Here is a 12,867-nt window from a genome sequence, read left to right as displayed (position 1 = left end):
GGGCTGCGCATGCTCGCCGGCTGAAGGGGCCCTGTGTGTGGCGCGCCAGCGGGTCTGCGCACCGCGTGTCGCCCCGCTGCGTCGCCACGCACGGCAGGGGGACGGGAGTGGCCGGCCGGCAACGCGCGATCGGTAGGCTGCGGTGGTGAGTGAGCCGGCCGTTGAGCGAACCCTTGTCCTCGTCAAACCCGACGGCGTCGCCCGCGGTCTGACCGGCGAGGTGCTGCGGCGCATCGAGGCGAAGGGCTACCGCATCGTCGCTCTCGAGCAGAGGCGCGCGACGCCGGAGCTGCTCGCCGAGCACTACGCCGAGCATCTCGGCAAGCCGTTCTACGACCCGCTGGTGGAGTTCATGCTCTCGGGCCCCGTGGTCGCGGTGGTCGCTGAAGGTGCCCGGGTGATCGAGGGCTTCCGGTCGCTGGCCGGGGCCACCGATCCAACGGTCGCCGCGCCGGGCACGATCCGCGGGGACCTCGGCCGCGACTGGGGGCTCAAGGTCACCCAGAATGTCGTGCACGGCTCGGACTCGCCCGAGTCGGCCGCGCGCGAGATCGCGCTCTGGTTCCCCTCGACCATTACCTGAGAGTTCGTCACACAAGCAACACAGGTCCCGCGCGTCGCAGCGCGGTTTGCCTGGCCAGCGACCCTACGATCGCGACATAGCTGTCTCGATCTTTGGAAGGGTCCCGTCGTGACGTTCACCCCGTTGGCTCGGCGCGCCGTCGTCGCGCGCGTGTCGCAGCGTGGGGGAGACCTCCTCGGCGGCGACCTCGCGATCGACCTCGGCACGGCGAACACGCTCGTCTACGCCCGGGGTCGCGGCATCATGCTCAACGAGCCGTCCGTCGTCGCCGTGGACACCTCCACGAACTCCGTCGTGGCCGTCGGCGCCGAGGCGAAACGGATGATCGGCCGGACGCCGGACCACATCAAGGCCGTCCGTCCGTTGCAGGACGGCGTCATCGCCGACTACGACGTCACGTCGGAGATGCTGCGTTACTTCGTGCGCAAGGTGCTGCGCCGCCGCGGCGCGTTCACCGGGCCGCGGGTCATCGTCTGCGTGCCGTCCGGCATCACCAGCGTCGAGCAGCGGGCGGTCAGCGAGGCCGCTTACGCCGCCGGCGCGCGGCGGGTACACACGATCAGCGAACCGATGGCCGCCGCGATCGGGGCCGGTCTGCCGGTGAACCAGCCGTCCGGGTCGATGGTGGTCGACATCGGCGGCGGTACCACCGAGGTCGCGATCCTCGCCCTCGGCGGCATCGTCGCCTCGACCAGCGTCCGGGTGGCCGGCGACGCGCTCGACACCGCCATCGTCGACTACGTCCGGGCCGAGTTCTCGCTGCTCATCGGTGAGCGCACGGCCGAGGAACTCAAGATCTCCGTCGGTTCGGCGTTCCCGGTGGCCGGCCCGCGCAGCGCCGAGATCCGCGGCCGTGACGTCGGCACCGGGCTGCCGCGCAACGTGACGATCTCCGGCGAGGCGCTGCGCAAGGCGATGGAACCGCCGCTGGCCCGGGTCGTCGCCGCGGTCCGCGCCACGCTCGACCGGTGCCCGCCAGAGCTCTCCGGCGACCTGGTCACCGACGGCATCGTGCTGACCGGAGGTGGTGCGCTGCTGCGCGGCATGGACGCCTGCCTCAACCACGAACTCGGCGTGCCCGTGCACGTGGCCGACCGGCCGCTCGACTCGGTGGTGCTCGGGACCGCCACCGTCGTCGAGCACTTCGAGCAGCTGCAGAAGGTCGTCGTCGACGGCCACCGACGCTGAGCAGGCGGGCCGGATGCCACCGTGCGGGGACTGACCCGAAGGCAGCGGGCGTCGGCGATCGTCCTGGCCGTGATCGCGGCCTGCTTCCTCACCCTCGATCTCGGCGGCGGCTCGCTCGCCGGCGCGCACAACGGGGTGCGGGGAGCGCTCGGCTCGCTGTACCGCGGCACCGACGCCGTGGTCGGACCGGTGCGCCGCTGGGTGCAGGGCGTCCCCTCGGCGGGGACGAACAGGAGCCGGATCGAACAGCTACGGGCCGAGAACGCCGCCCTGCGCGGCCGGATCGCCGCCCTGCAGTCGGACAAGCGGACGGCCGGCCAGCTCGCCGAACTGCAGCGCGCAGCCGACGGCAGCGGCAACCGCCTCCTGCCGGCCCGGGTGGTCGCCCTCGGCCCCGGCCAGGGCTTCGACTGGACGGTCACCGTGGACGTCGGCACGGACGACGGCGTCCGCGTCGGGCAGACCGTCACCGACGGCGGCGGCCTCGTCGGCCGGGTGCTGCACGCCGACTCGGCCAGCAGCGTCGTCCTGCTCGCCGCCGACCCCGGCTCGGGCGTCGGCGTCCGCGACGTGCGAAGCGGCGAGATCGGCATCGCATCCGGTCGCGGGGCCGACGGCTTCAGCTTCGCCCCGCTGAGCCCGGACGCGACGATCAAGACCGGTGACCGGCTGGCCACCGGGCCGGCCGGGTCGAGCAGCTACGTGTCCGGCATCGACGTCGGGACGGTGACCTCGGTGCGGACGTCGGCCGACGGCACGGTCCGGGCCACCGTCCGCCCGGCCGCCTCGCCGACGGCCGTCGACCTCGTCGGGGTGATCCTCGGTTCGGGCACCGGGTCACTCGCCCAGCGGGGAACGCGATGACCCGGGCCCGGGTCATCGCAGCGATGGCCGGCATCATCACCGTGCTGCTGCTCCAAGCCACGCTGATCGCCCCGCTGTTCGTCCGCTGGCCGGTCAGCCTGCCGGCCGTCGTGGTCGGCGCGGTCGCGCTGGTCGACGGCCCGGCGACTGGCATGTCGTTCGGCTTCGCTGCCGGGCTGACGGCCGACCTCGGCTCGCATCACCCGGCCGGCGTGCTGGCCATGACGTGGCTCGGCGTCGGCTTGCTCTGTGGCACGGTCGCCGACCGGCACAGCCTGCGCCGCGACGCCCTCGTCGTCGGCGTCGCCTGCGGCCTCGCTGCCGCGGTCGGCGGGCTGCTCCTCGCTCTCGTGCGCAGCAGCGGGGGCTCGGTCCACGACGCGCTGGTGTACTGCGCACCGGCTGGGCTCGCCGACGCCGCACTCGCGTTCGCGGTGGTGGCCGGCGTCCGCCGGATGCTGCACGCCGACTCGCTGCGTGCGCCGCATCCTGTCTATATCGAGTTGGTCCTGGGACCGGGCCGTGGCTGAACCGGGTCGCCGTCCCCGCACCCCACGGCGTCTCGGCATCGTGATCACGCTCGTCGTGTCGTTGATGCTCACGCTGTTCGCCCGGCTGTACTACGTCCAGTTGCTCGACCCGAACAAGCCGGTGCAGAGCGCCCACCTGCTGCACGACGGCGCGATCGTCGTCCCCGCCCCGCGCGGGCTCATCGTCGACGCGCGTGGGCGACCGCTCGTGGCCAACACGTCGGCGCAGGTGATCACGGTCAACCGCGACCTGCTGCAGAAGCGGGCCGACAAGGGCGCCGCGGTGCTCGCCCGGCTGGCCGAGCTGCTCGGGCAGCCTCCGGCCGAGCTGGCCAAGGAGATCACGCCGTGCTCGCCGAAGGTTCCGGCGCCGTGCTGGACCGGGCAGCCGTATCAGCCGGTGCCGGTGGCGCTGAACGCCCCCACGCGCACGGTGCTGGCGGTCAGCGAGCACCGCGAGCAGTTCCCGGGCGTCGCCGTGCAGACAGTTACGCTCCCGCTGTATCCGAACGGCACCCTCGCGGCCCACCTGCTGGGCTACACGAGCGAGATCACCGGGGCCGACAAGAAGCGGAATCCTCAGCTGAATGATGCCGACACCATCGGGGCCAGCGGTCTCGAAGAGGAGTACGACGCGGTGCTGCGCGGCATCGACGGCAAGCAGATCGTCGAACTGAATCCCCAGGGTTACACCGTGCGGACCGGCGCGTCGGTGCCGGCCACGCAGGGCGACACTCTGGTGACGAGCATCGACCGGGACGTCCAGACGCTGGCCGAGCAGTCGCTCGCCAAACAGATCGCGGACTCGCGCAAGGCCGGCAAGCCGGCGACCGGAGGCGCGGTCGTCGTCATGGACCCCAACACCGGGCGCATCATCGCCTCGGCCAGCTACCCCACCTACGACCCGTCGATCTTCATCGGCGGTGTCTCGACCGCCGACTACCGGCGCGTGACGGACCCGTCGGCCGACGTGCCGCTGCTGGATCGAGCGATCGCCGGCGAGTACGCGCCCGGGTCGACATTCAAGCTCATCACCTCGTCATCGCTCGTCATGAACCACGAGATCAACACCACCGATCGGTACAGCTGCCCGGGCTCGCTGACGATCGACGGCCGGGTGAAGACGAACTACGACTCCGAAGTGCTGGGCGACATCACGCTGCGCGACGCGCTCGGGTATTCGTGCGACACGTTCTTCTACCGGCCCACGGCCGACGAGTACTACACCGACCAGTCGCGTCTCGCCAAGGGCCGGCAGGCGAAGGAGCTGCTGCAGCACATGGCGGCCGCGTACGGGGTCGGGCGCGCGCCGGGCGTCGACCTGCCGGCCGGCGAGCAGGCGAGCGGAAGCTACGCCGACCGGGAGACCCGCCTGGCCCGCTGGAAGGCCAACCGGGCCGGCTACTGTGCCGCCGGGCGAAAGGGCTACCCGGAGATCAAGAACCCGTCGGACCGCGCCTACCTCACCGCGTTGGCCAAGGAGAACTGCACCGACGGGTGGCGCTACCGCGCCGGTGACAACGCCGACATGTCGATCGGCCAGGGCGAGACGACGATGTCGCCGCTGCAGCTCGCGCTCGCGTACTCGGCCATGCTGAACGGCGGCCGCGTCTGGGAACCTACGCTCGGCTGGGCCGTCGTCGACGGCAAGGGCAAGGTCGTGCGGACGATCCACCCCAAGGTCCACAACCGGGTACCGGTCAGCCAGTGGCTGTTCAACTTCATCACCCGCTCGCTGTCGTTCAGCCGTGGCTGGGCGGTGTCGGGCGCGTTCGCCTACATCGGCACGAAGTACCAGAACCGGCTCGGTGGCAAGACCGGCACGGCCGAGGTGTTCGGCAAGGGCGACACGTCGTGGCTTGCGACGTGGGGGCCGACCTACAAGCAGAATGGCAACACCAAGGCCAAGTTCGTCATCGTCGGCATGGTCGAACAAGCTGGGACCGGCGCGACCGCCGCCGGGCCGATGCTGAAGCGGATCTGGGACGGCCTGCTCGGAGCGTCCGGCAGACCGATCATCCCTGGTTCCCAACCGCAGACCACGCTGCCCAAGGTGGCGCCGCAGGTGAAGGTCACCGGCCGATGACTGTGCTGGCCGCGCGCGATCCAAAGGCGCCGTTCGTCCTCACCCCGCCGCTCATGCCGCTGGAGCGACGAGCCCGCGGCTACGATGTTCCGCTCGCGCTGATCGCGCTCGCGCTGTCGTTGATCGGTGCGGTGCTCGTTTGGGCCGCCACCCGGCAGACGCAGTTGGACGCCGGCGGCAACGGGCAGAGCTACCTCTACCGCCACCTCGTCAACATCGCCATCGCCGTCGTCCTCATGCTCGGCGCGGCTCGTCTCGACGCCCGCCTGCTGCGGCTCTTCGGTCCGATCGTCTATCTCGGCAGCTTGCTGGGGCTCGTCCTGGTGCTCGGCATCGGCACGACGGTAAACGGCGCCCAGGCCTGGATCCGCGTCGGCGGCGGCTTCGAGCTGCAGCCGTCGGAGTTCATGAAGCTCGGGCTGATAGTCGGGATGGCTGTGCTCTTCACCCGCCACGACGACGACAGCGACGAGGCGGCGCCCCGCACCGTCGATGTCCTGGCCGCACTCGGGCTGGTCGCCGTGCCCCTCGCGCTGATCATGGTGCAGCCCGACCTCGGGTCGGCGATGGTGCTCGGCTGCGCCGTGTTCGGCCTGCTGGTCGCGGCGGGAGTGCAGGCCCGCTGGACGGTCGGCCTGCTGGTCGTCGGCATCGCCCTCGCGATCATCAGCGTGAAGGCAGGCGTGCTGCACGACTACCAACTGGCTCGCTTCAACTCCTTCCGCAACCCGAACCACGACCCGCTGGGCGCGGCCTACAACGTCAATCAGGCCCACATCGCGATCGCGAACGGCGGGCTCTTCGGCAAGGGGCTGTTCAGCGGGCCGCAGACCAACGGCGGCTTCGTGCCCGAGCAGCAGACCGACTTCATCTTCTCCGTCGCGGGCGAGGAGTTCGGCCTCGTCGGCGGCGGAGCGGTCATCGCGCTGTTCGCCGCGCTGTGCTGGCGTGGCTTGGCCATCGCGCGCGACGCCGACCGGGCCGGTCGGCTCGTCGCGGTCGGTGTCGTGTGCTGGTTCGCGTTTCAGACCTTCCAGAACATCGGCATGAACCTCGGGCTCACCCCCGTGACGGGGGTGCCGTTGCCCTTCGTGTCGTACGGCGGGTCCTCCATGTTCGCCCAGGGGATGGCGCTCGGCTTGCTGCAGGCCGTCCGCCGCCGTTCACTCTGCTGAATCGCCATCGCTTCGTGATCATGGGCCGCAACGTCCGCACGCGTTCATTCGGTAAGACCTCAGCCCAGGGTCGCCGATGCTGGGGCCGCGGCCGCTGGGATCACGCGTCATCGGATCGTTACCCGCTCGCCGCAACGCCGGGGCGATCCGCGGCGTCTGTACAGGCATGAAGACCCAAGCGCCCGAATCGTCGGGCGCCGTTCAACGGGGGACTGTGATGGGCAAGAGATTCGCTCGAGTCGCGATGGCTGCGGTGTCGACCCTGTTGTGGGCGGTGATGCACCCGGCGTCCTCGACGGCGGCGCAGGCGCACGGTTGGCAGACGGTTGCGCTGCCCACCGGCAACGGCAGCCTCTGGTACGCCGACGATGTGGGCTTCCTCGACGCGCGGCACGGCTGGGTCTTCGGCTACGTGACTCCCAAGCAGGGCGGGTACGTGCAGGGAACGCTCTGGATCACCGACGACGGCGGCCGGAGCTGGCTGCGGCAATCCCGGCCCAGCGCAGCATTCACGACCTACGTCGCCGGCACGTTCGCCGACGTCCGGCACGGCTGGTTGGCGCTGCGCGATCACGGGGTGGTGCGGATCCTCGCGACCAGCGACGGTGGACGGCACTGGCGCCAGCAGGCATCTCTTCTCGGGGATGCGCTGGGCATGACCGCGGTCGATCGGAACCACGCCTGGATCTACGGCAACTACGGTTTCGTCGCCTCGACCGTGAACGGCCGCACCTGGACGAGCTTGTCGGCGCCCAGGGGAGTCGACTTCCCGACGGGTCTGCAGTTCCTGACCGCCCGCCGGGGATGGTTGACAGGCAGCAACGGTCGGGCCTACTCGACGACCGACGGCGGACACACGTGGACGGCGCTGGGCCGCCCCGGATGGCTCGAGGCCACGCACTTCGTCGACGCGGCGACGGGCTGGGCGGCCACGAACAACGGCCTCTATGGCACCACGGACGGCGGCCGCACCTGGCACCGGGTGTCAACCACGCCGAACCTGCTGTCCATCGACTTCTCCGGCCGGAACCACGGCTGGGCGGTCGGCGCCGACGGCGTCGCCGTCCACACCACCGACAGCGGGCGGACCTGGCAGCGCGACGACGCCCATACCTTCGTCCTCGAGAAGGTGAGCAGTACCGGCTGCGGCGACGCATGGGCTGTCGGCACGCTGATCGTTCACCACGGCTGCCACTAGGCCGCGCTGAACCGGTGAACGGTCAGGCCTCCGGCTGCGGCTCACCGCCTACGCTGCCGGGCCCGCTGCGCGCCATCAGGGTGGTGCCGACGCTGGCCGTGACCACCATGGCCAGCGCGAGGGCCACGACCGCTGTCAGCGCCTGGCCGAGCACGATCACCCCGGCGAGGGCAGCCATAGCCGGCTCGAGGCTCATGAGCAGGCCGAAGCCGTACGCCGACAGGGTGCGCAGCGCCATCAGTTCCAGCGAGTACGGGATCAGCGACGACAGCAGGGCCACGCCGAGCCCGCCGGCCACGACGGCCGGGCGCACGAGGGCATCACCGCCCTGCACGACGCCGGCCGGGATGACCAGGACAGCGCCGACCCCGAGCGCGACCGCCAGTCCGTCCAACTGGGCGAAGGCGCGGCCCACCCGCTTGGACAACAGGATGTAACTCGCCCAACAGGCCGCGGCCACGAGCGCCAGCGCAACGCCGGCCGCATGCACGCCGTGATGACCGCCGCGCGTGGCCAGAAGCACGACGCCACCGGCGGCCAGCACGACCCACAGGGCGTCGAGCGCACGACGCGACCCCGCGACGGCAACCGCGAGCGGGCCGGTGAACTCGATCGTCACGGCGACGCTGAGGGGCAGCCGGGCCAGCGCCTCGTAGAAACTCCAGTTCATCGCGGCCAGTACGACGCCGAAGGCCAGCGCAGCGCCGAGATCGGGCCGCGACCGTCCCCGTAGCCGGGGCCGGGCGAAGGCGAGCAGGATGGCGCCGGACAACACCAGGCGCAGCAGGACCACCCCGCCGGGCCCGGCGTCGTCGAACAGCTTGTCGGCGAGCGCCGCCCCGAACTGCACCGACCCGATGCCGCCCAGCACCAGCAGTTCGGGGGGAGCGGTGCGCATTGCAGCGATCCTGCCATCGTCGGTCCGTACAATCGGCGGGCGTGCCTGTCGCTTCGCTGTTCCCCGACCTCGAGCCGTTGCTGCTCAGGGTCACCAAGCCGATCCAGTACGTCGGCGGTGAGCTGAACGCGAGGACGAAGGAGTGGGACGACGTCGCGGTGCACTGGGCGCTGATGTACCCCGACGCGTACGAGGTCGGCCTGCCCAACCAGGGCGTGCAGATCCTTTACGAAGTCCTCAACGAGCGCCCCGACGCGCTGGCCGAGCGCACCTACGCGGTCTGGCCCGATCTCGAGGCCCTGCTGCGCGAGCACGGCATCAGCCAGTTCACCGTCGACGCCCACCGGCCGATCGGCGCCTTCGACCTGTTCGGCATCAGCTTCTCGACCGAGCTCGGCTACACGAACATGCTCACCGCGCTCGACCTGGCGCACATCCCGCTGCACGCTGCCGACCGCGAGGAGACCCATCCGATCGTCGTCGCCGGCGGGCACGCCGCCTTCAACCCCGAGCCGATCGCCGACTTCATCGACGTCGCGGTCCTCGGCGACGGCGAGCAGGTCGTCGGCACGATCACCGACATCGTCGCCGACTGGAAGGGCCGGGGCCGTCCCGGCGGGCGGGACGAGCTGCTGCTGCGCCTCGCCGCCACCGGCGGCGTCTACGTCCCCCGCTTCTACGACGTCGATTACCTGCCGGACGGGCGTATCGGGGCGGTCACGCCCAATCGCGCCGGCGTGCCCAAGCGCGTCGTCAAGCACACGGTCATGAACCTGGACGACTGGCCGTACCCGAAGACACCACTGGTGCCATTGGCCGAGACCGTGCACGAGCGCATGTCCGTCGAGATCTTCCGCGGCTGCACCCGCGGCTGCCGCTTCTGCCAAGCCGGGATGATCACCCGGCCGGTGCGGGAGCGCAGCATCACCGGGATCGGCGAGATGGTGGCCAACGGTCTCGCGGCCACCGGGTTCGAAGAGGTCGGCCTGCTGTCGCTGTCGAGTGCTGACCACTCCGAGATCGGTCCGCTGGCCAAGCAGCTGGCCGACCGCTACGAGGACGACAAGGTCAGCCTGTCGCTGCCGTCCACGCGCGTCGACGCGTTCAACATCGACCTGGCCAACGAGTTCTCCCGCAACGGCCGGCGCTCCGGGCTGACGTTCGCGCCCGAGGGCGGCTCCGAGCGGCTGCGCCGCGTCATCAACAAGATGGTCAGCAAGGAAGACCTGATCCGCACGGTGTCGACCGCGTACGGGCAGGGCTGGCGGCAGGTGAAGCTGTACTTCATGTGCGGCCTGCCCACCGAGACCGATGAGGACGTTCTCGAGATCGCCGAGATGGCCCACGACGTCATCCGGGCCGGCCGGGAAGCCGCGGGCCACAAGGACATCCGCTGCACGGTCTCCATCGGGGGCTTCGTACCCAAGCCGCACACGCCCTTCCAGTGGGCCGCGCAGGCGTCGCCCGAGGTCGTCGACAACCGTCTGCGCAAGCTGCGTGAGGCGATCAACGCCAATCGCTCGCTCGGGCGCAACGTCGGCATGCGCTACCACGACGGCGAGCCGTCGCTGGTCGAGGGACTGCTCTCGCGCGGCGACCGCCGCGTCGGCGCGGTCATCGAGAAAGTCTGGCGCGAGGGCGGGCGGTTCGACGGCTGGACCGAGCACTTCTCCTTCGCACGCTGGGTCGAGGCGTCCGACACCGTCTTCGCCGACCAGCCGGTCGACCTCGCCTGGTACACGACGCGCGAGCGGGACGGCGACGAGGTGCTGCCTTGGGACCACCTCGACTCCGGCCTCGACAAGCAGTGGCTCTGGGACGACTGGCAGGACGCGTTGGGCGAGTTCGAGCAGGACGACTGCCGCTGGACGCCGTGCTTCGACTGCGGCGTGTGCTCCAACCTCGGCACCGACATCCAGATCGGGCCGACCGGGCGCTCGCTGCTGCCCCTGACGCCCAAGGCGTGATCCTGGGCTGGACGTCGGCCGCCGCAGTCGAGACGATGCGCGGATGTCCGACTCGCACGAAGCGATCCGCAACCTGCTGGGCACCTACTGCGAGCTGATGGATGCCGGCGCGTGGGCCGAGGTGGGTGAGCTGTTCTCCGAGGCCGAGCTGGTCGGGCCGGACGACGCCGTCGTCGCGCGCGGCGCCCAAGCCGTGCAGGCGCTCTACGAGCGGGGCACCCGGTTGCACGACGACTCGCCGCGTACCCGCCACCTCACGGCCAACACCGTCATAGAGGTCAGTGGCGGGCATGCGGCCGCCCGCTCTGCGTACGTGGTGTTCCAGGGAGCTGGCGGGTTCCCGCTGCAGCCGGTGATCACCGGGCGCTACCGCGACGAGTTCGTGCGCGACACCGAGGGCTGGCGTTTCGCCCGGCGGCAGTTCTTCGTCGACCACCTCGGCGACCTGTCCCATCACCTGACCTACGAACTGGGATCGTGATGAGCCGGTTCGAAGGCAAGGTCGCGCTGGTGACCGGCGCCGCATCGGGCATCGGCGCCGCGACTGCTGCGCTGCTGCGCGAGGAAGGCGCCCAGGTCGTCGGTGTCGACGTCCGAGGCGAGGGCGCCGAGCTGCTCCACGGCGACGTCACAGACCCGGCGTCGGTGCAGGCCTTCGTGGGCGACACGATCGCCCGGCACGGTGGGATCGACATCGTGGCCAACGTCGCCGGGATGGTCCGGTTCTCCCACGTCGAGGACACGACGCTGCCCGACTGGCAGCAGCACCTGGCGGTGAACCTCACCGGCCCGTTCCTGGTGAGCCAGGCGGCGTTGCCGACGCTTCTGGAGCGCAAGGGCTGCATCGTCAACGTCGCCTCGATCGCCGGCCTACGCGGTCAGCCCTATACCGCGGCGTATTGCGCGTCGAAGGGCGGTCTCGTGCTGTTGACGAAGTCGATGGCCCTCGAACTCGCCGCCCGGGGGGTGCGCGTCAACGCGGTCTGTCCGAGCGGTGTGGTGACACCGTTGATCGCCGGCGTGGCCAAGACGATCCCGACCGACGCCGATCAGAAGCTGATGGAGCGCTTGATGGCGCCCAACGGGCTCTGGGTCGAACCGGTCGAGATCGCCGAGGCGATCGCCTACCTCGCCTCGCCCGCCGCGCGCAACATCACCGGCACCACGCTGCTCATCGACGGCGGCACCTGGTGCTGACCAGCGAGCTGACCGGCGACCGGCTCCACCCATCGGGCAGACTCGGCCGCATGTCCCGCCGAACCCCGGACGGCCCCCCGCCGCCGCCAGTCGTGCAGCGGGTGCGGATTCGCTACGCGAAACGCGGAAGGCTGCGCTTCACCTCGCACCGCGACTTCGCGCGGGCGTTCGAGCGGGCGCTGCGCCGGGCCGAGGTCCCGATGGGCTACTCGGCCGGATTCTCACCGCACCAGAAGATCAGCTACGTCGGCGCGAGCCCTACCGGCGTGGCCAGCGAGGCCGAGTACCTGGAGATCGGCCTGGCCCGCGAGGTCGACATCGAGCAGCTGCGCACGTCGTTGGACGCCGCCCTGCCCGAGGGGCTGGACATCGTCGAGGTCGTGGTCGCCGGACCGGGGTCGCTCGCCGAGCGGATGGAGGCCTCGGCCTGGCGCATCGAGCTGCCCGGCCTGTCCGAAGCGCTCGTCCGGGACGCGGTGGAGCAGTTCTTGGCCTGCGCCGAAGTCGGCATCGAGCGGATGACCAAGGGCGGGCGGCGGACGGTGGACGTGCGGGCCGCCGTGATCGAGATGACGGTCTCCGGCGCGGCCCCCGACAGTCCGGACGGCGAACGTGCGATAATCGACATGGTCGTTCGGCAGGTGACCCCAACCGTTCGACCCGACGATGTTGTCGCAGCATTGCGCTCCGTCGGCGGTCTCGCCCCGGTCGCGTCGCCTCTCGCGGTTCGCCAGGCGCAGGGACCGCTCGACGAGCAGGCTGCGATCGGTGACCCGTTGGCCGCCGATCGCAATCACGCGACTCCGCCGCCGTAGCACCACCAGTTCCACCCCGGATCGCGGACTTCGCGATCCGAACGCAGACTTCGCGGGCCGACCGACCGGCCGGACCCGCCACAACCGCCTCTGTGCGGTCGCGGTTCCGCAGCGATGTGGCCGCGCCCGGAGGCCGAACGGAGTGACCCGAGCACATGCTCGATTCCGACGACACGACTTCCAACCAGTCCGATAACAGCACTGCCGAGCCGGCACCACTGCGCCGGCGCAGCCCGCGCAAGGCCGCCGACGCGGCCGCGACGGGCCCGAACCCGGGAAGCGCGGCGGCCAGCGAGCCGCCGGCACCGCGCAAGCGGGCGCCGCGCAAGGCGACCGCTCCGGCCGGCGCGCCGCCGGCCGACGCCC

The 12,867-nt window shown here is 71.0% G+C and carries 13 protein-coding genes; 12 read left to right on the top strand and 1 reads right to left on the bottom strand.

Features of this window, described 5'->3' with window-relative positions:
* Positions 1–145: 145 nt before the first annotated feature.
* The 7 genes from ndk (at position 146) to ABR571_RS14025 (ending at position 7,624) form a co-directional block, all read left to right on the top strand.
* Complete coding sequence (gene ndk / locus ABR571_RS14055; protein ID WP_409453828.1) at positions 146–583, top strand: nucleoside-diphosphate kinase; 438 nt, start codon at positions 146–148, stop codon at positions 581–583.
* A 150-nt stretch (positions 584–733) separates the two neighbouring features.
* On the top strand, positions 734–1,771 hold the full coding sequence (locus tag ABR571_RS14050) for a rod shape-determining protein (RefSeq protein ID WP_409453829.1): 1,038 nt from the start codon (positions 734–736) through the stop codon (positions 1,769–1,771).
* A 21-nt stretch (positions 1,772–1,792) separates the two neighbouring features.
* Entirely contained in the window at positions 1,793–2,635 is an 843-nt protein-coding gene (mreC, locus tag ABR571_RS14045) for a rod shape-determining protein MreC (protein WP_409453827.1), read from the top strand.
* Positions 2,632–3,165: a hypothetical protein gene (locus tag ABR571_RS14040; protein ID WP_409453826.1), complete on the top strand. Its 534-nt coding sequence runs from the start codon at positions 2,632–2,634 to the stop codon at positions 3,163–3,165. The genes mreC and ABR571_RS14040 overlap by 4 nt, the downstream gene beginning before the upstream one ends.
* The gene (locus ABR571_RS14035; protein WP_409453825.1) at positions 3,158–5,251 is read left to right on the top strand and encodes a penicillin-binding transpeptidase domain-containing protein; all 2,094 of its coding nucleotides are present in this window, start codon (positions 3,158–3,160) and stop codon (positions 5,249–5,251) included. The genes ABR571_RS14040 and ABR571_RS14035 overlap by 8 nt, the downstream gene beginning before the upstream one ends.
* Positions 5,248–6,426: a rod shape-determining protein RodA gene (gene rodA / locus ABR571_RS14030; RefSeq protein ID WP_409453824.1), complete on the top strand. Its 1,179-nt coding sequence runs from the start codon at positions 5,248–5,250 to the stop codon at positions 6,424–6,426. The genes ABR571_RS14035 and rodA overlap by 4 nt, the downstream gene beginning before the upstream one ends.
* A 244-nt stretch (positions 6,427–6,670) precedes the next feature.
* Positions 6,671–7,624, top strand: coding sequence for a WD40/YVTN/BNR-like repeat-containing protein (locus ABR571_RS14025; protein ID WP_409453823.1), 954 nt, complete (start codon positions 6,671–6,673; stop codon positions 7,622–7,624).
* Positions 7,625–7,646: 22 nt separating this feature from the next.
* Here ABR571_RS14025 and ABR571_RS14020 read toward each other — a convergent pair whose 3' ends face one another.
* On the bottom strand, positions 7,647–8,522 hold the full coding sequence (locus tag ABR571_RS14020; RefSeq protein ID WP_409453822.1) for an EamA family transporter: 876 nt from the start codon (positions 8,520–8,522) through the stop codon (positions 7,647–7,649).
* Between the two features lie 41 nt (positions 8,523–8,563).
* Between ABR571_RS14020 and ABR571_RS14015 the strand changes: the two genes are divergently transcribed.
* From ABR571_RS14015 to ABR571_RS13995, 5 genes are all read left to right on the top strand, one after another.
* A complete protein-coding gene (locus ABR571_RS14015) occupies positions 8,564–10,489 on the top strand; it encodes a TIGR03960 family B12-binding radical SAM protein (protein ID WP_409453821.1) in 1,926 nt (641 codons plus the stop codon).
* Positions 10,490–10,532: 43 nt separating this feature from the next.
* Complete coding sequence (locus ABR571_RS14010; protein WP_409453820.1) at positions 10,533–10,970, top strand: nuclear transport factor 2 family protein; 438 nt, start codon at positions 10,533–10,535, stop codon at positions 10,968–10,970.
* A complete protein-coding gene (locus tag ABR571_RS14005) occupies positions 10,970–11,686 on the top strand; it encodes an SDR family NAD(P)-dependent oxidoreductase (RefSeq protein WP_409453819.1) in 717 nt (238 codons plus the stop codon). Before ABR571_RS14010 ends, ABR571_RS14005 begins: the two co-directional genes overlap by 1 nt.
* Before the next feature lie 50 nt (positions 11,687–11,736).
* Positions 11,737–12,501 (top strand): TIGR03936 family radical SAM-associated protein, encoded by a 765-nt coding sequence (locus tag ABR571_RS14000; RefSeq protein ID WP_409453818.1) that lies wholly within the window; start codon positions 11,737–11,739, stop codon positions 12,499–12,501.
* Between the two features lie 155 nt (positions 12,502–12,656).
* The coding region (locus ABR571_RS13995; protein ID WP_409453817.1) for a hypothetical protein at positions 12,657–12,867 on the top strand (211 nt) is incomplete at its 3' end.

Source organism: Jatrophihabitans sp. (assembly GCF_046262535.1).
Lineage (GTDB): Bacteria > Actinomycetota > Actinomycetes > Mycobacteriales > Jatrophihabitantaceae > Jatrophihabitans.
This window is presented reverse-complemented; position numbering and strand designations above follow the sequence as displayed.

Coding starts and splice junctions, on each gene's coding strand:
- rodA (WP_409453824.1), top strand. CDS start 5,248: ATGACTGTGCTGGCCGCGCGCGATCCAAAGGCGCCGTTCGTCCTCACC.
- ABR571_RS14025 (WP_409453823.1), top strand. CDS start 6,671: ATGGCTGCGGTGTCGACCCTGTTGTGGGCGGTGATGCACCCGGCGTCC.
- ABR571_RS14005 (WP_409453819.1), top strand. CDS start 10,970: ATGAGCCGGTTCGAAGGCAAGGTCGCGCTGGTGACCGGCGCCGCATCG.
- ABR571_RS14010 (WP_409453820.1), top strand. CDS start 10,533: ATGTCCGACTCGCACGAAGCGATCCGCAACCTGCTGGGCACCTACTGC.
- ABR571_RS14040 (WP_409453826.1), top strand. CDS start 2,632: ATGACCCGGGCCCGGGTCATCGCAGCGATGGCCGGCATCATCACCGTG.
- ABR571_RS14020 (WP_409453822.1), bottom strand. CDS start 8,522: ATGCGCACCGCTCCCCCCGAACTGCTGGTGCTGGGCGGCATCGGGTCG.
- ABR571_RS14000 (WP_409453818.1), top strand. CDS start 11,737: ATGTCCCGCCGAACCCCGGACGGCCCCCCGCCGCCGCCAGTCGTGCAG.